General features: G+C 67.1%; 22 protein-coding genes. 16 read left to right on the plus strand and 6 right to left on the minus strand.

Annotated features, from left to right (window positions below; genetic code table 11):
- Positions 1-61: 61 nt before the first annotated feature.
- The 3 genes from GKO32_RS00985 to GKO32_RS00995 all read left to right on the plus strand — a co-directional run bounded on the left by GKO32_RS00985 (position 62) and on the right by GKO32_RS00995 (position 2629).
- Entirely contained in the window at positions 62-763 is a 702-nt protein-coding gene (locus GKO32_RS00985; protein ID WP_154754813.1) for a TetR/AcrR family transcriptional regulator, read from the plus strand.
- 147 nt (positions 764-910) lie between these two features.
- Positions 911-1264: a cupin domain-containing protein gene (locus GKO32_RS00990; protein ID WP_154754814.1), complete on the plus strand. Its 354-nt coding sequence runs from the start codon at positions 911-913 to the stop codon at positions 1262-1264.
- A 48-nt stretch (positions 1265-1312) separates the two neighbouring features.
- Positions 1313-2629, plus strand: coding sequence for a M24 family metallopeptidase (locus GKO32_RS00995; protein ID WP_154754815.1), 1317 nt, complete (start codon positions 1313-1315; stop codon positions 2627-2629).
- Positions 2630-2680: 51 nt separating this feature from the next.
- On the opposite strand, the gene GKO32_RS01000 is transcribed toward GKO32_RS00995, so the two are convergent.
- Positions 2681-3382, minus strand: coding sequence for a Crp/Fnr family transcriptional regulator (locus tag GKO32_RS01000; protein ID WP_154754816.1), 702 nt, complete (start codon positions 3380-3382; stop codon positions 2681-2683).
- 120 nt (positions 3383-3502) lie between these two features.
- On the opposite strand from GKO32_RS01000, the gene GKO32_RS01005 reads away from it, so the two are divergent.
- From GKO32_RS01005 to GKO32_RS01025, 5 genes are read left to right on the plus strand one after another with little or no spacing between them, the layout of a single operon-like run.
- Complete coding sequence (locus tag GKO32_RS01005) at positions 3503-4483, plus strand: aldo/keto reductase (RefSeq protein ID WP_154754817.1); 981 nt, start codon at positions 3503-3505, stop codon at positions 4481-4483.
- A 9-nt stretch (positions 4484-4492) separates the two neighbouring features.
- Complete coding sequence (locus GKO32_RS01010; RefSeq protein ID WP_154754818.1) at positions 4493-4837, plus strand: protocatechuate 3,4-dioxygenase; 345 nt, start codon at positions 4493-4495, stop codon at positions 4835-4837.
- On the plus strand, positions 4830-5690 hold the full coding sequence (locus GKO32_RS01015) for a class III extradiol dioxygenase subunit beta (protein ID WP_312867383.1): 861 nt from the start codon (positions 4830-4832) through the stop codon (positions 5688-5690). The genes GKO32_RS01010 and GKO32_RS01015 overlap by 8 nt, the downstream gene beginning before the upstream one ends.
- Positions 5687-6388, plus strand: coding sequence for an alpha/beta hydrolase (locus GKO32_RS01020; protein WP_312867384.1), 702 nt, complete (start codon positions 5687-5689; stop codon positions 6386-6388). The genes GKO32_RS01015 and GKO32_RS01020 overlap by 4 nt, the downstream gene beginning before the upstream one ends.
- 14 nt (positions 6389-6402) lie before the next feature.
- The gene (locus tag GKO32_RS01025) at positions 6403-6693 is read left to right on the plus strand and encodes a muconolactone Delta-isomerase family protein (RefSeq protein WP_312867385.1); all 291 of its coding nucleotides are present in this window, start codon (positions 6403-6405) and stop codon (positions 6691-6693) included.
- 30 nt (positions 6694-6723) lie between these two features.
- Here GKO32_RS01025 and GKO32_RS01030 read toward each other — a convergent pair whose 3' ends face one another.
- Positions 6724-7359 carry a helix-turn-helix transcriptional regulator gene (locus GKO32_RS01030; protein ID WP_154754905.1) on the minus strand — a complete coding sequence of 212 codons (636 nt, stop codon included), beginning with the start codon at positions 7357-7359 and terminating at the stop codon, positions 6724-6726.
- A 176-nt stretch (positions 7360-7535) separates the two neighbouring features.
- Here GKO32_RS01030 and GKO32_RS01035 point away from each other — a divergent pair, with 176 nt between their 5' ends.
- The 3 genes from GKO32_RS01035 to GKO32_RS01045 all read left to right on the plus strand — a co-directional run bounded on the left by GKO32_RS01035 (position 7536) and on the right by GKO32_RS01045 (position 9420).
- Positions 7536-8072, plus strand: a complete 537-nt coding sequence (locus GKO32_RS01035; protein WP_312867386.1) for a DUF2231 domain-containing protein — start codon at positions 7536-7538, stop codon at positions 8070-8072.
- A gap of 15 nt (positions 8073-8087) precedes the next feature.
- Complete coding sequence (folE, locus tag GKO32_RS01040; RefSeq protein ID WP_154754822.1) at positions 8088-8687, plus strand: GTP cyclohydrolase I FolE; 600 nt, start codon at positions 8088-8090, stop codon at positions 8685-8687.
- A 67-nt stretch (positions 8688-8754) separates the two neighbouring features.
- Positions 8755-9420, plus strand: coding sequence for a haloacid dehalogenase type II (locus GKO32_RS01045; RefSeq protein ID WP_154754823.1), 666 nt, complete (start codon positions 8755-8757; stop codon positions 9418-9420).
- 42 nt (positions 9421-9462) lie between these two features.
- Here the strand turns inward: GKO32_RS01045 and GKO32_RS01050 are convergent, their stop codons facing one another.
- The 4 genes from GKO32_RS01050 to GKO32_RS01065 are packed head-to-tail and all read right to left on the minus strand — an operon-like array spanning position 9463 to position 14496.
- On the minus strand, positions 9463-10488 hold the full coding sequence (locus GKO32_RS01050; protein WP_166459313.1) for a threonine ammonia-lyase: 1026 nt from the start codon (positions 10486-10488) through the stop codon (positions 9463-9465).
- Positions 10485-13202, minus strand: a complete 2718-nt coding sequence (locus tag GKO32_RS01055; RefSeq protein WP_154754825.1) for a molybdopterin-dependent oxidoreductase — start codon at positions 13200-13202, stop codon at positions 10485-10487. Before GKO32_RS01055 ends, GKO32_RS01050 begins: the two co-directional genes overlap by 4 nt.
- Positions 13199-14002 carry an FAD binding domain-containing protein gene (locus GKO32_RS01060; protein ID WP_154754826.1) on the minus strand — a complete coding sequence of 268 codons (804 nt, stop codon included), beginning with the start codon at positions 14000-14002 and terminating at the stop codon, positions 13199-13201. The genes GKO32_RS01055 and GKO32_RS01060 overlap by 4 nt, the downstream gene beginning before the upstream one ends.
- A 2-nt stretch (positions 14003-14004) precedes the next feature.
- Positions 14005-14496, minus strand: coding sequence for a GNAT family N-acetyltransferase (locus GKO32_RS01065; protein WP_154754827.1), 492 nt, complete (start codon positions 14494-14496; stop codon positions 14005-14007).
- A 182-nt stretch (positions 14497-14678) separates the two neighbouring features.
- Between GKO32_RS01065 and GKO32_RS01070 the strand changes: the two genes are divergently transcribed.
- From GKO32_RS01070 to GKO32_RS01090, 5 genes are read left to right on the plus strand one after another with little or no spacing between them, the layout of a single operon-like run.
- Positions 14679-15257, plus strand: coding sequence for an LOG family protein (locus tag GKO32_RS01070; RefSeq protein ID WP_166459314.1), 579 nt, complete (start codon positions 14679-14681; stop codon positions 15255-15257).
- Positions 15258-15264: 7 nt separating this feature from the next.
- Complete coding sequence (locus GKO32_RS01075) at positions 15265-16410, plus strand: FAD-dependent oxidoreductase (RefSeq protein WP_154754829.1); 1146 nt, start codon at positions 15265-15267, stop codon at positions 16408-16410.
- A gap of 23 nt (positions 16411-16433) precedes the next feature.
- On the plus strand, positions 16434-17393 hold the full coding sequence (locus tag GKO32_RS01080) for a malate dehydrogenase (RefSeq protein ID WP_154754830.1): 960 nt from the start codon (positions 16434-16436) through the stop codon (positions 17391-17393).
- Positions 17394-17403: 10 nt separating this feature from the next.
- Entirely contained in the window at positions 17404-18438 is a 1035-nt protein-coding gene (locus tag GKO32_RS01085; protein WP_154754831.1) for a D-alanine--D-alanine ligase family protein, read from the plus strand.
- A gap of 26 nt (positions 18439-18464) precedes the next feature.
- Positions 18465-19679, plus strand: coding sequence for a M20/M25/M40 family metallo-hydrolase (locus GKO32_RS01090; protein ID WP_154754832.1), 1215 nt, complete (start codon positions 18465-18467; stop codon positions 19677-19679).
- Positions 19680-19737: the final 58 nt, after the last annotated feature.

The raw sequence follows: 19737 nt of genomic DNA on the forward strand, positions 1-19737 counted from the left end.
TATCACTGTATTATCGCTGATACCACCAGCTTGATAGCGCGTGTGCTCTATCATCGCGGGCATGGGCGATGACAAGGCCGGGGTGAAGCAGCGGATCCTTCGAGCGGCAGCACAACTGCTGGAGTCCGGGGGAACTGAAGCGGTGTCCACCAGGGCGGTTGCCGCCGCGGCCGGCGTACAGGCACCTGCGCTGTACCGGTTCTTCGGCGACAAGGACGGTCTACTCGCCGGGCTCGCCGCCTTCGGGTTCGAGAAGTACCTGGGGGAGAAACACGGGCTCCGCCTCACGGACGACCCGGTGGACGACCTTCACCGCGGCTGGGACCTCCATGTCGACTTCGGCTTACGGCATCCGGCCTTTTACGTGCTGATGTACGGGACGGCACACCCGGGGCGACGTCCGCCCGCGGCGGAGCAAGCGGCTGCGGTGCTGGTGAAACTACTGGGACGCGCGGCCGAGGCGGGACGATTGTGCGTGGCTCCGGAGGTGGCGGCACTGACCGTGCACGCCGCCACGACCGGGGCGACGCTCGCGCTGATCGGTGAGGACGAGACGACCCGGGACATCTCGGTGTCGCACCGCCTGCGCGACACCGTCATCGGCTCCATCGTCACCGACTCGCCGGCCTCTCCGGTGTCCGATCTTCCGTCCTTGGCGCTGGCGCTCGACGCCGCACTGGGCACCATGGATGCCGCCGGATCACCGTTGCGAGCAGCCGAAATCGTGCTGCTGCGGGATTGGCTGCACCGCCTCGCCGGATGAGCTTCCTGCGGGCCGCGGCGCGCATACACTCCATTGTGGACATTCCTGGTAGTGCTCACCGGCGGCCCGTAACTCACGTCACGGTGACGCGGTAGCAGCGCGGTTAGCGTGACGTCGCCCAATGTCGGGAAGCAAAAGGAGATCGGCATGACCGATTCACCGAAACACGTCATCTGGCGGGACGTCGAGCCGGCGCCGCTGTTCGATCTCGGGGAGCGAGCCACCTACAAGGCTCTCACCGGGAAGACCGCGCAGATCATGCGCGTCGAGATGAAGGCAGGGGTGCATTTTCCCAACCCGGACGACCCCGCCGAGCTGGAGACGCACCCCAACGAGCAGATCTCGACCGTCCTTTCCGGACGGATGAGGATCGTCATCGACGGTGTCGAGCGGGTGGTCGGCCCAGGGGAGACGATCGCGATCCCGCCCGGTGCGCCACATGTGGCCGAGTTCCTGGAGGACACGGAAATGCTTGAGGTATTCGTTCCGCCGATCATGTAGGCCCCCGCGTCCCGGTGGACCGACAGACCCGAAAGCGAGAGATCCGAAATGAAGAACCCGGCGTGGTACGCCGAGCGGGAGCAGCTGTTCTCCAAGAAGGAACTGCTGCCGCTGACAGTCCCGATCCAGAGCCTCGAGGAGCGCGACCGGCGCTGGGCGGCGTTGCGGGAGAAGATGCACTTGCACGCGCTCGACGCCCTTGTGCTGGCCGGCACCGATTTCAACGCGAGCATGGGGATGGCCAACATCCGCTACGTGACGCAGATCGGGACCATGCTCGGTGCGTACGTCGTTTTCCCGCGCGTCGGCGACCCCACCGTCTTCTACGGTGCGCCGCATATGCACCTGCCCGGTCCCTGGCAGCAGGTGCCCGGTCACTGGGTGGAGGACGTGCGCCCGATGAACGGTGTCCAGGGTGTCCTCGACGTGCTCGCGCAGCACGGTCTTGGCGAAGGTCGGCTGGGTTACGTCGGCTACCGGGACATGCTGGTGCCCGAGACGCAGATTCCCGCCTTCTTCCTGGACCAGTTGCGACGTGACCTGCCTCGCGCCACGCTGACCGACGCGACGCCGTTGCTGGACGAGATGCGATCGGTCAAGAGCGACGAGGAGATCCGGTTCCTGCGCCGGGCCGGTGAGATCGCCCGCAAGCGCATCCAGCGGCTGGCGGTCACGGCGCGGGAAGGAGCGACCGAGGCGGACGTCTGGGCGGCGATGGAGCACGAAATGATCGTGAACGGAGGCGAGCCCAGTTCGTTCACCATGCTCTCGTCGGGACCGGTGACGGGCCCGGATGGCGAGCGGTATGTGGCCGGTCTCCTGCACGGCGCCGAGGTCCCGTTCACCGCCACGATGCGCCGGCTCACTGAGGGCGACTTGATCGTGTGCGAGTTCCATACCTCCTACGGTGGTTACCTCGCGGCGACGGAGTTCTCGGTCTTCCTCGGCGAGGCACCACCCGAGCTGCACCGGCTCCACCAGGCGGGGGTGCACGTGATCCGGATGGCCCGGGACTTGTTCGTGCCCGGCCGCCCGCTGCGGGAGATCTACACGGCTTTCCACGATTACGCGGCGGGGGAGGGGATCGACTTCGTCGAACTCGGGTTCCACGGGCACGGCCTGTCCTCGCCGGAGTTCCCGGCGGTCGTCTACCGCGAAACCGAGGGGCAGCTGCTCAACCGGCGTGGTCTCGGCGATGTCCGCTTGCGCGAGAACATGGTGTTCGGGCTCAACGTCGACCTGCACGACCCGTTGTGGCGCAAGGACGTCGGGCTGATGATCGGCGACATGGTGCGCGTCACCCCGGACGGCGCCGAGTATCTGTGTGACATCCCGCTCGACCTGTTCGAGGTGCCCGCGCGGTAGCGGCACGGCGACGGCGGGACGGCGACGACCGCCGTCCCGCCACCCATCCGGTCACGACAACGGCGGCGACGCGACCCGATGCAGGCCCGCCGGGTCGAGGAGACGGATCGCGCGAGGCCCGCGTTCGATGAGTGCGGCTTCCGCGAACTCCCTGAGGGTCCTGGCGACGACTTCGCGGACCGAGCCCACGGCGCGGGCGACCTCGTCCTGTGTGGCGTGCACGACGAGCCCATCGCCATCGCGGCTGCACAGCTCGAGCAGGTGATACGCCACGCGCGGCGGCATCTGCTGGAACACGTTGTTGCTCCACAGCTGCTCGGAACGGTGCAGAGTCTCCGCGACATAGCGCGCGATCGGCCACGCCACCCCGGCGTCATGGGCCGCGAGACGCAAGAGACCGCTCGCCGGCAACGAAACACACTCGGTGTCGATCATGACCTTGATCGCGACACCCGGGTTGCTCCGGCCGGCCGCCAGCGCGGGCAGCCCGACCAGCTCGCCGCGCGCTGCATAACGGACCGTCATCTCCCGGCCGGACTCCGATCTGACATAGACGCGCGCCAGCCCGTCGACGATGAGGAACACCAGGCTCGGGGTGCCGCCGGCGCCGTGCTGGATGGCCTCGCCACTGGCGAAATGCCGCGGCATGGCGCGGTCAGCCAGAAGCCCGGCCGCGTGCTCGGGAAACTGGGCGAGCAGGCTGTCGTTCCATGCGCTTTGTGCTGCTGTGCTCAGCGATGCCAAGGCTTTCATCCGACGTGATCATTCTCGTCTCGGGCGAACTTCATTCTCGCACACCGCCGGACCGCGTGACCTGAGTTACTGAGCCGGTCCGGCCTGCGCCCTAGCGTCGGGCCGGTCAAGGAGGACGAGATGACCAAACGCACACTCGGTGACCAAGGACTCGAAGTCTCCGCGATCGGGATCGGCTGTATGGGGATGTCGGAGTTCTACGGCGACGTCGACCAAGCGGAGGCCGTCGCCACCATCCATGCGGCGATCGACCGCGGCGTGCCCCTGATCGACACCGCCGACATGTACGGCCCGTTCACGAACGAGGAACTGGTCGGCCGGGCGCTTGCCGGCCGGCGCGATCGGGCAGTCCTGGCCAGCAAGTTCGGCAGCATGCGCGGTGCCGACGGCGCATTCCTGGGCCTCAACGGCACCCCCGGCTACGTGCGGAAGGCCTGTGACGCGTCGTTGAGGCGCCTGGGGACCGACCATATCGATCTCTATTACCTGCACCGGGTCGACCCGGATGTTCCGGTCGAGGAGACCGTCGGGGCGATGGGCGAACTCATGCAGGCCGGCAAGGTCCGTTTCCTGGGACTGTCCGAGGTCAAGCCCGCGACCCTCCGGCGCGCGCACGGCGTGCACCCCATCAGCGCCCTGCAGACCGAGTATTCGCTGTGGTCCCGGGAGCCGGAGGACGACATCATCCCGGCGGTGCGCGAACTCGGTATCGGCTACGTCGCCTACGCCCCACTCGGGCGCGGCTTCCTCTCGGGCCGGATCCGCAAGTTCGAGGACCTTCCCGATGGTGACTTCCGGCGCATGGTCCCGCGCTTTCAGGGCGAGAACTTCCGGAAGAACCTGGACGTGCTCGAGAAGATCGAGTCGATCGCCGAACGGCGTGGTGTGACGACCGCGCAACTGGCGCTCGCGTGGGTCCTCGCACAGGGCGTCGTGGCGATCCCGGGAACCGAGCGGCGCGACCTGCTCGAGCTCAACATCGCGGCGACGGACCTCGAGCTCACCCGCACCGAGCTCGACGAGATCGAGGCGGTCGCACCCCGTGGGTTCACCTCGGGCGAGCGCTATCCCGACATGGCGATGGCCGAAATCGAAAAGTAGGGAAGGGCAATGGGTAAGGCGCTGGACGACTATGTCCTCGACTTGGCACAGAACCGGCGAGGATACGCACTCAACCGGATGTGCGGATCGTTGAAGCACGCCGAAAACCGGACCCGGTTCACCACCGACGAAGCCGCATACTGCGACGAATACGGACTTTCGCCGGAACAGAAGAAAGCTGTTCTCGAACGGGACTGGATCGCGATGTCCGATCTCGGCGCGTCGATTTTCTACACCTTCAAACTCGCCACGCTGGACCAGAAGTCGATGCAGTACCTCGGCGGCGTGTTCACCGGGATGACCGCCGAGCAGTTTGCGGCGAAGCTGCGCTCGCGAGGGCGGAAACGTGGCTGAGGTGATCTGGGGTCTGGCGACCTCCCACGTCCCGGCCATCGGAGCGGCCATGGACAGCGGCAAGACGCGGGAAGCGCACTGGAAACCGCTGTTCGACGGATACACCCCGGCACGAGAGTGGATGGCGCGGCACACCCCGGAGGTGGTGATCGTCGTGTACAACGACCACGCGAACTCCGTCGATCTCGATCTCGTGCCGACGTTCGGAGTCGGTACAGCCGGGTCCTACGCCGTGGCGGACGAGGGGTGGGGAGCTCGGCCGGTACCGCCGGTGAGCGGCGCTCCGGAGCTGAGTGAACATCTGGTGGGAGAATTGATCGACGACTCGTTCGACGTCGCGACCTTCCACCGGCTCGATGTGGACCACGGGCTGACCGTGCCGCTGTCGGTGTGCTGGCCCGATCCGGGCGAAACGTGGCCATGTGCGGTGATCCCGGTGCTCGTCAATGTGATCCAGTACCCGCAACCCACTGCGGCGCGTTGCTACGCGCTGGGCCGGGCACTCGGCCGGGCCGTCCGGTCGTTTCCGGAAGACAAGACGGTCGCCGTGCTCGGCACCGGTGGTATGTCCCACCAGCTTGCCGGGGCGCGCGCGGGACTGATCAACGAAGAATTCGATCGCATGTTCCTGCAAGCCATCGAGACGGAGCCGGAGAAGCTGGCGGCGCTCAGCCGCGAGGAATACATCCGTGCGGCCGGCACCGAGGGGATCGAACTGATCATGTGGTTGGTCATGCGGGGGGCGTTGAGCGAGAACATCCGGCGGGTCCACGACACCTACCACGTTCCCGCCTCCAGCACCGCCGCGGCACTCGCGCTGTTCGAGGACCTCGGCGCGAAGGGCACCGCGTGAGCACCTTCGTGCTGCTGCATGGGGCATGGCACGGCGGCTGGGTTTGGGCACGCGTGGCGCCCCGGCTGCGGGCCGCGGGACACGAGGTGCACACCCCGACGCTGACGGGTGTCAGTGACCGTGCACATCTGCTGACCCCGTCAGTCGGGCTGGCCACCCATATCGAGGATGTGACGGCGCTGCTGGAGGCCTACGACGCGCGCGACGTCGTTCTGGTCGGGCACAGCTACGCCGGCCAGGTGGTGACCGGCGTGGCCGACCGTGTCCCGGACCGGCTGACCAGGCGGATCTACCTCGACGCGTTCGTCGGCGACGACGGCGAGGCGGCGATCGACCTGCAGCCGCGGCCGGTGGCCGGGCACTATCGCGAGTCCGTGGCCGGACCCGGGTTCGGTTGGTTGATCCCGGTACGGTCGCTTCAGGTGCTCGGCGTCACGCGGCAGACCGATGTGGACTGGCTGAGCGCGCGGCTCACTCCGCACCCGTGGCGCACCTACACCGAACCGCTGCGGCTGACCGGAGCGGCCGATGAAGTCCCGGCCGCGTTCATCGAGTGCACCGACTGGATGCGTGTATTCCGGGCTCACGCCGAACGGGCAGCCGCGCGGCGCTGGCCGGTGTTCCCGCTCGCCACCGGGCATGAAGCCATGGTGACCGCACCGACCGAGCTCGCCGACTTGTTGCTGACCCTGACTTGATCGCGGAGGTCTACGTGGAATTCCTGGTCCGCACCGAGAACCTGCTGCCGGCCGGCACTCCGGACGACGTCCGGGAACAACTGCGCCGAGGCGAGCGGGAGCGCGCGACTCGGCTACGGGAAGCCGGCGTCCTCAAACGTCTGTGGCGGGTGCCCGGACGCAACGCCACCATTGGCCTGTACGAGGCCGAGGACCCCGCCGCCCTCCACGACGCCCTGACCTCGCTGCCCATGTGGAAGTGGCTGGACGTCACCGTCGAGGCGCTCGCCCTCCACCCGCAGGAACGGGAGCCGGGGCCTCACTGACGCGCGTCGCGGCACCGGAAGCTCGTTGGTTCACGGGTGGGCGCGGAGTTCGACGCAGCACTCACCGGCGCGCGGGTCGAGGACGGCTTGTACGGAGGTGGCGCCGAGTCCGTCGAGGAGACCCGCGAAGAAGGCGTGGTTGACCCCGCACACCATCTCCGGTGCCTTGGCAGCGAGGGGATGGAACGGGCAGGTCCGCAGCCGCAGGCAAGTTGGTGAGATGCGGTCGGGCTCGAACCCGTGCCGGTGCAGCATCGTGGTGGCCACGGTGAGGGCGCGTTCGGCACCCAGCCGCCCCGGTCGGGCCTGCCGGCGTTCGGTGGCGCCGATGGCGTGGCCGCGTTCGCGGGCGGCCCGCAGCGCCGCCTGCTTGCCATCGTGGTCGTGGTGGCCGTCGGGGAGGAGCGCGTCGAGCAGGATGTCGGCCAGTAGTTCGTGCTGGCGCGGCGGAAGGCTGACGCGGATATCGGCGTCGACCGGTTGGTACACCTTCGGCGTTCGGCCGGCTTTGCGGACGCCGCTGACCTGCTGGTAGTCCGCGCGGAGTACTCCCGCGTCGACGAGCTTGTCCAGGTGGAACGCCGCGAGTTTGCGGGAGATCCCGACGGCCGCCGCGGCCTCGTCGCGGGTGACCGGGCGCCGGGCGTCCCGGATGAAGGTGTACATGCCGCGCCGCAACTCGTCGTCCAGCACAGCGATCGCCCTGATTGCCGGGTCGCCCGTCACCCGGCCACGATAACACCAACAAATATGTCCAAGACGCTGGGAAGCGGCTCCACTTGACCCAGCACGCGAATAAGACCAAACTTTATTTGCGATTTAGCAGAGAGGTGGCGGTCGTCGTGACGAGGGAGATCCAGCAGGCGAAGCGGCCGGTGAGCGCGGCGCTGGCCGGCCCGTACGGGCACCCGTTCCACCCGATCCTGGTGACCGTGCCCATCGGGGCGTGGGTGGCGAGTCTGGTGTTCGACATCGCGTCCCACATCGTCGGCAACCCGGGGTTCCTCACGCAGGGCTCGGTATGGCTGATCGCGATCGGCGTGATCGGCGCGCTCCTGGCGGCGGTGGCCGGGTTCCTGGACCTGCTGGCCATCCCCACCGGCACTCGCGCGTTCCGCACCGGGTTGATCCACATGAGTCTCAACCTGGTGATCGTCGGCGCCTACATCGGCAACTTCTTCTGGCGGTACGCCGGCTACGGCCACCCCGGCTCAGTGGCCATCGGGCAACTGGTGCTGTCCGCGGTCAGCCTGGCCGCGCTGGCCGTGTCCGGATACCTCGGCGGGAAGCTGGCCTACCGCTACGGGGTCCGGGTCGCCGAGGAGACCACGCAGACCGAGGGCTACCGGCCCCGGCACCGGCCATCCCTGTCGTCCTAGCGAAAGGCTCCTGTCATGCCTCCCGCGACCCCGCTGCGAGTGGTACACGAACAAGATCCCGGTGTCGCTCTGGGCGCGGCCGAGACCGCCGCCGCCCAGTTCCTCCAGGCACTTGGCGTCGAATTGGACTCCGAAAGCCTGCGCGGCACCCCGGGACGGATGGCGCGCGCCTACGCGGAACTGTTCAGCCCGCGCCCGTTCGACCTGACCACGTTTCCGAACGATGAGTGCTACGACGAACTGGTATTGGCCCGCGCCATTCCGGTCCGATCGGTCTGCGAACACCACCTGTTGCCCTTCGTCGGCGTCGCGCATGTCGGTTACCTGCCAGGGGAACGCATCCTCGGTCTGTCCAAACTGGCCCGGATCGTGGAGCATTTCGCCCGCCGCCCGCAAGTGCAGGAGCGGCTGACCAAACAGGTCGCCGACTGGCTGTGCGAGCACCTGCACCCGAAGGGAGTGGGCGTGGTGATCGAGGCCGAGCACACCTGCATGACCCTGCGCGGCGTGCAGGCCGTCGGCTCCACCACCGTCACCTCCACGCTGCTGGGCACCCTGCGCGAGGACGCCCGCTCCCGGCAGGAGTTCTTTGCCCTCACGGGGGTCGGCGCCTGACCTCGCCGGAGCGCCGGGTATGCCACCCTCGATGGGAGGCTTTGCGACGCTGGAAGGAGATCGTGCCATGGCCCGACGCCCACTGGTCATCGCGTTCGACGTGATCGAGACGTTGTTCCCGCTCGAACCGCTGCGCGCCCGGATCCTCGCGGCGGGCGCGCCAGGTCATGTGCTGGAGCTGTGGTTCACCCGGCTGCTGCGCGACGCCTTCGCACTGACCGCTGCCGGCGGCTACCGGCCGTTCGGCGAAATCGCCGCAGGCGCTTTGGAGTCGATCACCAGCCTGTCCGAGGACGCTGTGCGCGGGATCGTGGCCGGGTTCGCCGAGCTGGACCCGCACCCGGACGTGGCACCCGCACTTCGCCGCGTCCGGGAAGCGGGGGTATCGGTCATCACGCTCACCAACGGCTCTGCGCACACCACCCGTACCTTGCTGCGGCGTGCCGGGGTGCTCGACGATGTGCAGCAGGTGCTGACCGTGGACGACATCCAGCGGTGGAAGCCCGCACCGGAGATCTACCAGTACGCGGCCCACGCCTGCCAGGTCGAACCCGGGCAGGTGGCACTGGTGGCCGCACACGGCTGGGACCTCCACGGCGCGCACCAGGCCGGACTCGTCACCGGATGGGTCAGCCGCCTGGAAGGCCGGTTCCCGCCGGTGTTCGCACCCCCGGACGTGACCGGCGACGGCCTGGTCGAGGTGGTCGAGGCGCTGCTGGCGCTGACCGAATGAGGTGGGCAGCCCGAGCGCCTCGCCGGGAGATCGGTGAACCCCTCAGCTCCGATCTCCCGGCGCTGACGAGGGCCCCGCCGGGCGGTCGTCGTAGTCGGCGAGTACCGATTGCACCAGCCCGTGCTCCACATTGCCACCACTGAGCAGGACCCCGATATCCCGCACCTTCCCCGCGGAGTCTTCCACCACCCGGAGCGCCGCCGCGAGTGCGGTGGCGGCGGCGGGTTCCACCAGCAGCCGGGATCGGTACAGCACAGCGCACATCGCGCTGGTGATAGCCGCTTCGTCCACGGTCACCACGGTGTGCACCCGATCGCGGATGATGCTGAACGGCAGCAGGCCGATCCGGTCCGGCCGTAGTCCATCCGCGACAGTCGCTTGTGGAGTCACCGTCACCGGCCGGCCGGCGTGCAGCGCCGAGCTGAGCGACGGCACGGCAACGGGTTCCGCTGCCACCACGGCAAGGTCACTACCTTCGGCGGCAAGGGATGCTCCGGCTATCGCACTGCCGCCGCCCACCGGAAGGACGACTGCGTCCAGGGCGCTTCCCGCCGATTCGACCTGGCTGATCAGCTCGGCCGTCGCCGTTCCCTGCCCCGCCACGACGACCGGGTTTTCGTAGGGGTCCACCACATCGTAGCCGCGCCGGTTCCGAATTCTGTCTACTTCGGACATTCGATCGGCCAGCACTGTCCCTGTCTGCACGACAACGGCCCCGGCCTGCTCGATGCGCCGGATCTTCGCCGGAACGGCGTCGGTAGGCAGGACAAGCACCGCGGGCAGCCCGCACTCACGTGCGGCGAGCGCAACCGCGATGGCGTGGTTGCCCGTGCTTTGCGCGACGACGCCACGACTTCCCGCCGCGGCCAGCTCCCGGACGGCGAGCAACGCACCTCTGATCTTGAACGACCCGCCACGTTGCAGGCATTCGGCTTTCAGCCATACCCGTGCGTGTGCCAGTCGATCGAGTTCGTCGTTGCGGATGACCGGCGTGCGCACCACGTGTCCGGCGAGTTGTCTCTGCGCGCGGTCGATATCAGCCCTGGCGAGTGCGGCGGGTTCAGTCACGGCGTGCTCCCGGCTTCCCGCAATGCCTGCCAAACCACATCAGGGGTCAGCGGGAGCCGGGTGAAACGAATGCCGGTGGCGTCACGCACCGCGTTGGCCAGTGCGGGCGCGACCGGATTGACCGGGCTTTCGCTCATCGACTTCGCGCCGAGTGGGCCGATGGAGTCGTAGGTGTCCGCGAAAACGACCTCGGTCCGGGGCGCGTCGGCATACGTGGGCATACCGTAGGAGCGGAAATCGGTTGTGGTGACGGCACCCTGGGTGTCGATACGGACCACTTCGGACACAGCCGTGCCGAGGGCCTGTGCCACCCCGCCTTCCACCTGCCCGCGGCATTGCGCCGGGTTGAGCACCCGGCCCGCGTCCGCGGCGTGCACACTACGCAGGATCTTGATCTCGCCAGTGTCCGGATCCACCGCCACGTGAAACCACTGGGCGTTGAAGGCGACCGATCGCCGTGCACCGTCGAATCGGCCCTCAGCCTGGGGCTCGCGCCCAGCGGCGTGCATCGCCGCCCACACTTCCTTGAGAGACAAGGCATCCGGACCACACCGCAACACGCCGGCCGTCAGCGTACAGTTTCGGGGCGCCTGTCCGGTGTGGCTCGCGGCGAATTCGATCAGCCGCGATCGCAATCCTTCGGCCGCGCGCACCACGGCCTTGCCCGCCACGACAATGCCGGTGGACCCGAATGCGCCGGTGTCATGTGCGACGAGGTCCGTGTCGGATTGCGCCACGGTGATGTCCTGGACCCGGCACCCCAGCACGGATGCGGCAAGCTGGCGGTGAACCGTGGTCGTGCCGTTACCGAATTCCGCGGTACCAACGGAAAGCAGGTAACTCCCATCCTCGAGAAGGGCCATCCTGGCGTCGGCGAAATGCCCGTTCGGTGGTCCGGCCGCGCTCATGGTCAACGCCATCCCCTGACCCGTCAGCCACCCGTCCGGCGCCTGGGCAAGGCTGCCCGATGCGCCGGCCCCGCGCATGACGTCAAGGCATTGACCGGCGCCGTGACTGCCGATTTCGAGTCCGTCGTCGGGACCGCCCGGGGTGAGCAGCGGTTCGTCCGGCCCGATCACGTTACGCCCGCGAAAGTCGATCGGGTCGATGCCGAGCCGCCGCGCAAGCTCGTCGAGTGCGGAGTCCACCGCGAACATCACCTCGCCGATCCCGTAGCCGCGGAAAGCTCCCGAAGGGACAGTGTTGGTATAGACCGAAAAGCCGTCGACCTGCTTGTGCGGGCAGCGATACAGGGCGAGGGACTCACCGCAGCTGTGAAAGAGCACGGCCGGACCATGGTTGCCATAGGCGCCCGTGTCGGTGATGATCCGCAGGCGCAGTGCGGTCAAGCGGCCGTCGCGGCGACCGCCCACGGTGACGCCGACTGTGAACGGATGTCTTGTGGTGGCCGAGGTGAACTGTTCGGCGCGGGTGTATTCCAGCTTGACCGGGCCACCGGTGCGCAGCGCAGCAAGCGCGACGATATCCTCCACCAGCATTTCCTGTTTACCGCCGAAGCCGCCGCCGACTCGCCCGGTCAGCACCCGGACCCGTTCCGGTGGCAGTCCGAACACCGCGCAAAGCGCCCGCCGGGTGAGGAATGGTGTCTGCGTGCTCGAGCGCACGGTCAGCCGGCCCTCGCTGTCGAACCAGGCAGCCGCGCTGTGCGGCTCCAGCTGCCCGTGCTGCGCGCGTGGTGTCCGGAAAGTCTCGGTGTACACGAGATCCGCCTCGGCCAAGCCCGCTTCGACGTCACCGAGCTGACCGTGCACCTCCGCGACTACGTTGCCGGGGACGCTGGCTATCCGCGACTCGGGTCCCTTTCCATTGTGGACGATCGGCGCGCCGGTCCGCATCGCCGATTCCGGATCGGTGACCGACGGCAGTATCTCGTACCGGACAACGATTTTCCGGCAAGCTTCGTCGGCGGCAGCCTCGGTGTCCGCGACCACGGCCGCGACGCGCTGGCCGATATGCCGGACCACATCGTCCAGCACACGGGTATCCGCCGGATCTTCCTCCGCGCGCTCGTGGCGGGCGGTGGAGAACAGCGCCGGTGGCGCGTCGCGATGGGTCAGCACGGCGACCACCCCGGGCACGGCCAGCGCCCAGGTGGTGTCGATGGCGACGATCCGCGCGTGTGCATGCGGAGAGCGCAGCACCTTCAAGTGCCGTATTCCCGGTATCTCCAGGTCGAGCGTGTAACGAGCGGCGCCGGTCACCACATCCTGCCCGTCCGGCGCGGGCAGGCCGCTGCCAAGCGCCTGGCCGGCTGCCTCATCGACACGGCGAACGCCGCGGACGGCATCCTCGATGGCCCGGTAGCCGGTGCATCGGCACAGGTTTCCCTTGAACGACTGAGGCAGGTCGCGCAGCTGGTCGCTGTCCAGCGCGGCGGTGGTCATGATGAAACCCGGAGTGCAGAATCCACATTGGAATCCTTGTGCGTCAAGGAAGTTTTGCTGCACAGGATGCAGGCCGACGTCATCGGCCAGCCCTTCGATGGTGGTCACCTGCCTGTCATGGGCGCGGAAAGCGGGGTAGAGGCAGCTGTGCACCGCCACTCCGTCCACAGTGACGGTGCAGGCGCCACAGTCACCCGCGTCGCACCCTCGTTTCACTCCGAACCAGCCATGCTCACGCAGATAACCGAGCAGGCACTGGCCCGGTCTCGACGAGTCCTCAAAGGACTGCCCATTGACCACCACTGTCATCGGTCGCTCAATTCCCGGCGGACTTCTTCGGCCAGCCGCAGCGTCAGCTGGCGGCGCCATTCGGGGAGTCCGTACGCGTCACGGAGCCATAAGTCCTCCGGGATCGCCGTCGACACCTCGTCGGCCACTTCATCGCCGGTGGGCATCCGGTCGAAGCGCAGGACGAGCGGACGCGTCGTCGACGCGGTCACGGTCAGCGTCACCGCGTCGATCGCCGGACTTCGCCGGCCGATGACCATGACGGACGGCCGTCCATACCGGCGCAGCGAGCAACCGCGAAAGGCAACGGGATCCTCCAGCGCAGCCGCGGGCACCCGCACGGATCGCAGCATCTCGCCATCAGCCAGGGCCGTTCGCCCGTTTCCGATCACGAAATCGGTCACGGCCACCGATCTTCGGCGACCGTCGGTGCCGATCAGGACACAGACGCCGGCCAGCGCGGCCGTCAACGCGATCATCGGCCCGGCAGGAAGCGCCAGGCATAAATTGCCCCCGACCGTGGCCACGTTCCATACCTTGAACGAGGAGCTGAAAGACCGGCAGCACCATTGAAACAATGCGCGCGACGACGGTGGGGCAAGCCTGGCCAGTTCGGTGATCGTGCACGTCGCGGCGATCTGCAGACCGTCGCTTGTGGACTCGATCGGCGGCCAGCCCGTCGTGCCGAGATCGAGCAACCGGTTCAGCCCCGGTTGTGGCTGCGAGAAAAGGAAGGTGCCACCGGCGAGCCAGGCATCACCCGGGCGCCACGCGTCCAGTTCATGGGCGCCACGGATCTCCGTGAGAGTGGTGAGATCCATCGTTACCCCCTCGTTGAGCGGACCAGAACCAGGTCCAGCTCGTCGTGCAGCGGTATCCCGTCGACACCGGCTACCGGTATCTGCGGTTTGATCTCGCGCGCGGCGTCCACCGCGCCGGGACGTACCATGGTGATGCGGAAACCGCGCTTTTGCAGTAGCCGCAACGCGATCAGCTGGTCGTTGGTGACCGTGCCCGATACGCGCCGGCAATCGGGCGAAAGAGCCTCGCACATAAAGGTATCGACCAATGAGCCGCCAATGCCCTGCCGGGACGGCACCGCGTCGAGGGTGATCAACTCGACCTCGGCACCCCGGTCTTCCCATAACAAAAGGCCGGTAATGGTGCCGTCCCGCAACGCGATCAAACCGGGTAGTGCCCCGAGATCGAACCTTTTCCCATGCTTTATGACGAAAAACGCCCCCCAGTGCTTTGTGACAAACGAACGCACAATGTCCCGATGCTCGCGGGAAACACGAGTGATAACCGTGTCCACCGCCAGGAAACTACCAACGCACAATCATCGGTGATACCGCCAAGCGGCGCATGGGTGCCCGTACGCCGGGGACTGGGCCGGTGGAGTTAACCTGATTGCGGCACAGCGGGAGATGCGGTTTCCTGGCCACGGATCACCAGCTTCGCGATCGTGATCACTGGGGTTTCAACGCAGCTTCTCTGGTGGGGGTTGAATTGTCGACGGAAGCGGTAAGCCTGGCTATCTGTGTGTTCTGCGGTGCCTCGCAGGGTGATTCACCGGTCTACACCGAAGCCGGATACCAGCTGGGAAAACAATTGGGATCCCGGTTTCATCGACTGATTTACGGTGCGGGCGGCGTCGGCGTCATGGGTGCGGTGGCGAGAGGAGCGGCCGAATACGGCGCGAAGATCGTCGGCGTCATTCCCTCATTTCTCCGGGAACGCGAGATGGGTGACGATATCCCACCTCAGGAGATCATCATCACCACCAATCTCGCCCATCGGAAAACGACCATGATGAACCTCGCCGACGGTTTCATCGGACTACCCGGCGGGTACGGCACCATGGACGAGATGTTCGAGGTCATCTCGATGAGCGCGCTCGGCGTGGAACGGCGGCCCGTCGTCCTGGTCAACACCAACGGTTTCTGGGATCTCTTCCTCGAACTCGTCGACGAACTGGGCAAACGCCGGTTCCTGCCCGAAGACAAGTATTTCATCGTGGTCGACGATCCAGCTGAGGCCATCGACCGCATCGAATTCGCCCGCGACGCCCGGTGATGCGCTCATGAAGGCCGTCATCATCGGAGGCGGAATCGGCGGACTCGCCTTGGCTGCCACGCTCGAACGCAACAATATCGAATGCGTGGTCCATGAGCGCCGCGCCGACCTCGTGTCAGTGGGCTCCGCGCTCGTTCTGCATCCCAATGGCCTTGCCGCGGTGAAACGTATCGATTCGCGGCTGCATGCCGAGATCGCCGCCGCAGGCTATTCCCTGCCGGACGGCACTCCCACCTTCATCCTCGACGGTGACGGCCAAGTGATCAGCCGGCGGGTCCTGCCGCCGCCGTTGCGACCGGTCACCATTCGCAGAGCCGAATTACACCGGTTGTTGCGTTCTCATTCCACCACGGCAACCATGGTATATGGCAGTACGTTTCTGCGTTACGAAACCGATCGGAACCGGGTACGCGTGCACCTCACCCGAGACGACCTGCGGGGCCGGTCCGGCGATTTCGAGCCGGTGACCGAGACGATGACGGGTGATGTCCTGATCGGGGCGGATGGGCTGCATTCCCGAGTACGCAGGCAGTTGCTGAACGACGGCGATGCGAGACCGATGGGCCTGACGTCCATAAAATGCATCGCCAAAATGCGCCACGACGATCCGTACCTTCGCGGTGGATTCATCCTGTTCGGCCGGAACCAGCAGGCCTTCTGCGCCCCGCTCGGCCCCGATGTCGTCTATTGGGACGTGACGATCCGGGCCGGCGCGGGAACCTGGCCACACGAGCTGGAGCAGATCCAGCGCGAGTTGCTGAAGCCGCAGTGGGGCTGGCCTGCCCTCGTCCAGAACATGATCGCGGCAGCGGACCTCACCGAAATGATCGTCACGGACCTACGTGATCGAAAAGGCGCCCGCCGCTGGTCGCGCGGAGCCGTGACCCTCCTCGGCGATGCGGCCCACCCGATGTCGCCCTTCCTCGGCCAGGGCACCAACCAGGCCTTACTCGACGCCGACGTGCTCGCCAAGATGCTGTCGAGCCATCGCGACGACCCGGCCGAAGCGTTCCGGCACTACGAAATGGCGCGCCGCGATAGTGCCAACCAGGCGATGCGTGACTCGCGGCGAGTCGGGTTCGAGGGGCAGACCGGGAACCCCTTCGTCCGTTGGAAACGCAACCGTTCGCTCCGCCGCGCAGTCACGCCGTGACCGAAGGAAAGGCAGGACCGATCATGCCGGGGAAGCGGCATGGCACCGTCGCGGTACTCGGCGCGGGCCAATGCGGCAGGATGACGGCCCAGCGGCTGGCGGAATCCGATGTCTACCAACGGATCGTGCTCACTGACATCATTCCGGGACTTGCCGAAGGCATCGCGCTCGACCTCAACCAGTCCCGCGCGATCACCGGATTCGAGACCACTGTGGAGGGTCACCGGATGCGGACGGGCGGCGACTGTGCCTGCATCAGCGATGCGCAGATCGTGGTCATCGCGGCCGGCGTCGTGTCCAGTGCGCAAGAGCCCGGCCGCACCAGCCGCATGGTCGGCGAACTCTGTGCGCAGATCGCATTGCATTCTCCGGAGGCGGTGATCGTCGTCCTGAGCAATCCCGTGGACGCCCTGACCGCGTTGGCCCGGGCCGTAACCGGGTTCCCGGCGCATCGTGTGCTGGGCCAATCCGTGCTGCTGGACTCCGCGCGGTTCGCCGACTTCACGGCCACGCTGCTCGGGGTGCCGAGATCCGCTGTCCAGCTGACCATGGTGGGTTCGCACGCGCATGACAGCACGATGATTCCGTTGTTGTCCGGTGCCACCGTCTACGGCGTTCCGCTGACTTCGTTGCTCAGCGAGGAAGATCAGGCCACCTTGACGGCCGCGGTCCGCCGTGGCGGGGCCGATGTGATGAAACTGCTCGGCACCGGCTCGTCGTTCTACGCCGCGTCGGCGGCCACCGCACGGATGGTGCGGGCCATCCATGATGACGACGGCACGGTGCTTCCCGTGTGCGCCTATGTGGACGGTGAATACGGGGTGCACGACGTCTTTCTGGGCGTACCGGCACTACTCGGTCGCAGCGGCGTGCGACGAGTCGTGCAACTGCCACTGAGTCCTGGTGAACAGGCCGCGCTTGCCACCGCGGCCGAGGTGATGCGGGCCCGGCAACGACAGTGCATCGAGCAATGGAAGGAATGAAGGTGATCGCATGACAGCCACGGGCAAGCTGCGAGTCGCGATATTCGTCGGCGGCCGGACCGCGGAGCACTCGAACTCCATCGACAGCGGCGATTTCGTGCGGTCGTCATTGCGCGAAGCAGGGTACGAGGTTTCGGTGATCGGGATCAGCCGCAGCGGAAAATGGCTGCGCCAGGCCGACGACGTCCCGCTTGAGTTCGATGAGGGCCGCAGTGAGATCGTGACCGGTACGCCCATGTCGGTCGACGAACTCGACGCGGACGTGGCGTTCCCGGTATTGCACGGCCCGTATGGCGAAGACGGGACCGTGCAGGGCCTGCTGGAAATGATCGACATGCCCTATGTCGGTTGCGGAGTCTTCGCATCGGCTGCCGCCAAGGACAAGGTGTGGGCCAACCGGTTGCTGGAGGCAGCCGGGCTGCCGGTCGCGCCATGGCGGGTGCTGGCGCCCGGCCGCACCCCGAAACCGATCGAGGAGTTCACCCCACCGGTATTCGTGAAACCCGCGCGCTGCGGAGGAAGTCTCGGCGTCTGCATCGCACACACCTGGGACGAGCTCGAAAGCGCCGTCGCGGAAGCACGCCGGTTCGATCCGAAGGTCATCATCGAGCAGGGAATGTCCATCAGGGATGTCGAATGTGGCGTGCTCGAGTTCGCCGGCAAGGACGCGCCGGTGGCGAGCGTGGCCGGCGAGACGATCGCCGGAACGGAACACGAATTCCTCAGCTATGAAGCCAAGTTCTTCGACAGTTCCGTCCAGTTGCTCGCGCCGGCGCCATTGGACGACGCGCTCACCGAGAAGGTCCGCACCATGGCGGTCGATGCGTTCCTCGCACTGGGCTGTACCGGACTGTCGCGTGTGGACATGTTCGTTACCGGCGAGAACTCGGTGCTGGTGAACGAGGTGACCACGATGCCCGGCTTCTCCCGCGTCTCGAACTTCGCGAAGATGTGGCGTGCCTCCGGTCTCGAAGCACCGGACCTCGTCGACGGTCTTGTCCGGCTGGCACTCGCCCGCAAGGCCGAATCCGACCTGCCTCTTTGACCCTCGATACGCCAGGAGAGGAAAGCATGACCACGACCGGCAATCCGCTCGCCGACTCGAACGACGCCCGGGTCGATGATGCGGCACTGATCGAACTCGCCCGCGGGCTGGCCGCGACGCCCAGCCAGTCGGGCAACGAACGGCGCGCGATCGAACTCGTCACGGACGCCATGCGCACCCTCGGTTTCGAGGTCACCGTCGATCGCAGCGGCAACGCCATCGGCACGATCGGCCAGGGACGCGCCGGCGCGTCCCGGTTGCTCATCGACGGCCACATCGACTCGATTCCGCTGCATTCGGAGGACAGCTGGCGGGTCGACCCATTCGGCGGCGTGCTCGAGGACGACCGCCTGTTCGGACTGGGCATCTGTGATCAGAAAGCCTCGATCGCCGCAGCCATTCACGGCGTCGCCGCCCGGCGAGCACGACTCGCGGACGGTCCGGGCCTCGTCGCGGTGGTGGCGAGCGTCTGCGAGGAACACATGGAAGGCGCGGCGCTGGCCGAAGCGGTCGAATTGGTTCAGCCGACGGCGGTGATCACCACCGAGCCGAACGACACGCGACTGGCCGTCGGGCAGCGCGGCCGGGCGAAGGTGGAGGTCGAGGTACTCGGCCGGGCCTGCCACGCAGGTCATGCCGGCGAAGGGGTCAACGCCGCCGAGGGCGTCGCCGCGTTGATCGACGCCGTGCGGCGAGTGGCGCGGCCGCATCACCCGCAACTCGGTTACCGTGACATCACCTGCATCGACGTGACGTCGTGGCCCTACCCTTCGGTGTCGACCGTGCCGGGCCGAGCCCTCGCCCGCTTCGACGCGCGGTTCCTGCCGGGGGAGACCGAGGAGTCGCTGCACGAGCTTCTCCGGTCGGCGGCGGCCGGGGCATGGGCAGAGTGGGCCGAACCGCCGAGCGCACAGGTGCGGACGGTGGCAGCGGATTTCACCACTTACACCGGGGCGCGATACGTCGTGGGGGAGTTCGCGCATGCCTGGTGGACGGACGGGCCCATCGTGGAGTCGGCTCAGCGGGCGCTGGCCACCGCCGGCCTCGATCCGACTCCCATGTCGTACTCCTTCTGCACCAACGGCTCGTACACGGCGGGCAAACTGTCGATCCCCACGATCGGGTTCGGGGTCGGTGAGGAACACATCGCGCACCAGGCCAACGAATACGTGACGTTGTCCTCGCTTCGCCGTGGCGCCAAAGGCTTGTCGGCCCTGAGTGTCGAATTGACCGGCGCCTGACCGCGCACACCGCTACACTGGGTATCCCTTTGTTTCCGGAAAGGACGAACAAATAGCT

It is taken from the genome of Amycolatopsis pithecellobii (assembly GCF_009707865.1).
GTDB lineage: Bacteria > Actinomycetota > Actinomycetes > Mycobacteriales > Pseudonocardiaceae > Amycolatopsis_E > Amycolatopsis_E pithecellobii.

What these genes read in the sequence shown, in the direction of transcription:
- GKO32_RS00985 (WP_154754813.1), top strand. Translation starts at nt 62, where the DNA reads ATGGGCGATGACAAGGCCGGGGTGAAGCAGCGGATCCTTCGAGCGGCA.
- GKO32_RS00990 (WP_154754814.1), top strand. Translation starts at nt 911, where the DNA reads ATGACCGATTCACCGAAACACGTCATCTGGCGGGACGTCGAGCCGGCG.
- GKO32_RS00995 (WP_154754815.1), top strand. Translation starts at nt 1,313, where the DNA reads ATGAAGAACCCGGCGTGGTACGCCGAGCGGGAGCAGCTGTTCTCCAAG.
- GKO32_RS01000 (WP_154754816.1), bottom strand. Translation starts at nt 3,382, where the DNA reads ATGAAAGCCTTGGCATCGCTGAGCACAGCAGCACAAAGCGCATGGAAC.
- GKO32_RS01005 (WP_154754817.1), top strand. Translation starts at nt 3,503, where the DNA reads ATGACCAAACGCACACTCGGTGACCAAGGACTCGAAGTCTCCGCGATC.
- GKO32_RS01010 (WP_154754818.1), top strand. Translation starts at nt 4,493, where the DNA reads ATGGGTAAGGCGCTGGACGACTATGTCCTCGACTTGGCACAGAACCGG.
- GKO32_RS01030 (WP_154754905.1), bottom strand. Translation starts at nt 7,359, where the DNA reads ATGTACACCTTCATCCGGGACGCCCGGCGCCCGGTCACCCGCGACGAG.
- folE (WP_154754822.1), top strand. Translation starts at nt 8,088, where the DNA reads ATGCCTCCCGCGACCCCGCTGCGAGTGGTACACGAACAAGATCCCGGT.
- GKO32_RS01045 (WP_154754823.1), top strand. Translation starts at nt 8,755, where the DNA reads ATGGCCCGACGCCCACTGGTCATCGCGTTCGACGTGATCGAGACGTTG.
- GKO32_RS01055 (WP_154754825.1), bottom strand. Translation starts at nt 13,202, where the DNA reads ATGACAGTGGTGGTCAATGGGCAGTCCTTTGAGGACTCGTCGAGACCG.
- GKO32_RS01060 (WP_154754826.1), bottom strand. Translation starts at nt 14,002, where the DNA reads ATGGATCTCACCACTCTCACGGAGATCCGTGGCGCCCATGAACTGGAC.
- GKO32_RS01075 (WP_154754829.1), top strand. Translation starts at nt 15,265, where the DNA reads ATGAAGGCCGTCATCATCGGAGGCGGAATCGGCGGACTCGCCTTGGCT.
- GKO32_RS01080 (WP_154754830.1), top strand. Translation starts at nt 16,434, where the DNA reads ATGCCGGGGAAGCGGCATGGCACCGTCGCGGTACTCGGCGCGGGCCAA.
- GKO32_RS01085 (WP_154754831.1), top strand. Translation starts at nt 17,404, where the DNA reads ATGACAGCCACGGGCAAGCTGCGAGTCGCGATATTCGTCGGCGGCCGG.
- GKO32_RS01090 (WP_154754832.1), top strand. Translation starts at nt 18,465, where the DNA reads ATGACCACGACCGGCAATCCGCTCGCCGACTCGAACGACGCCCGGGTC.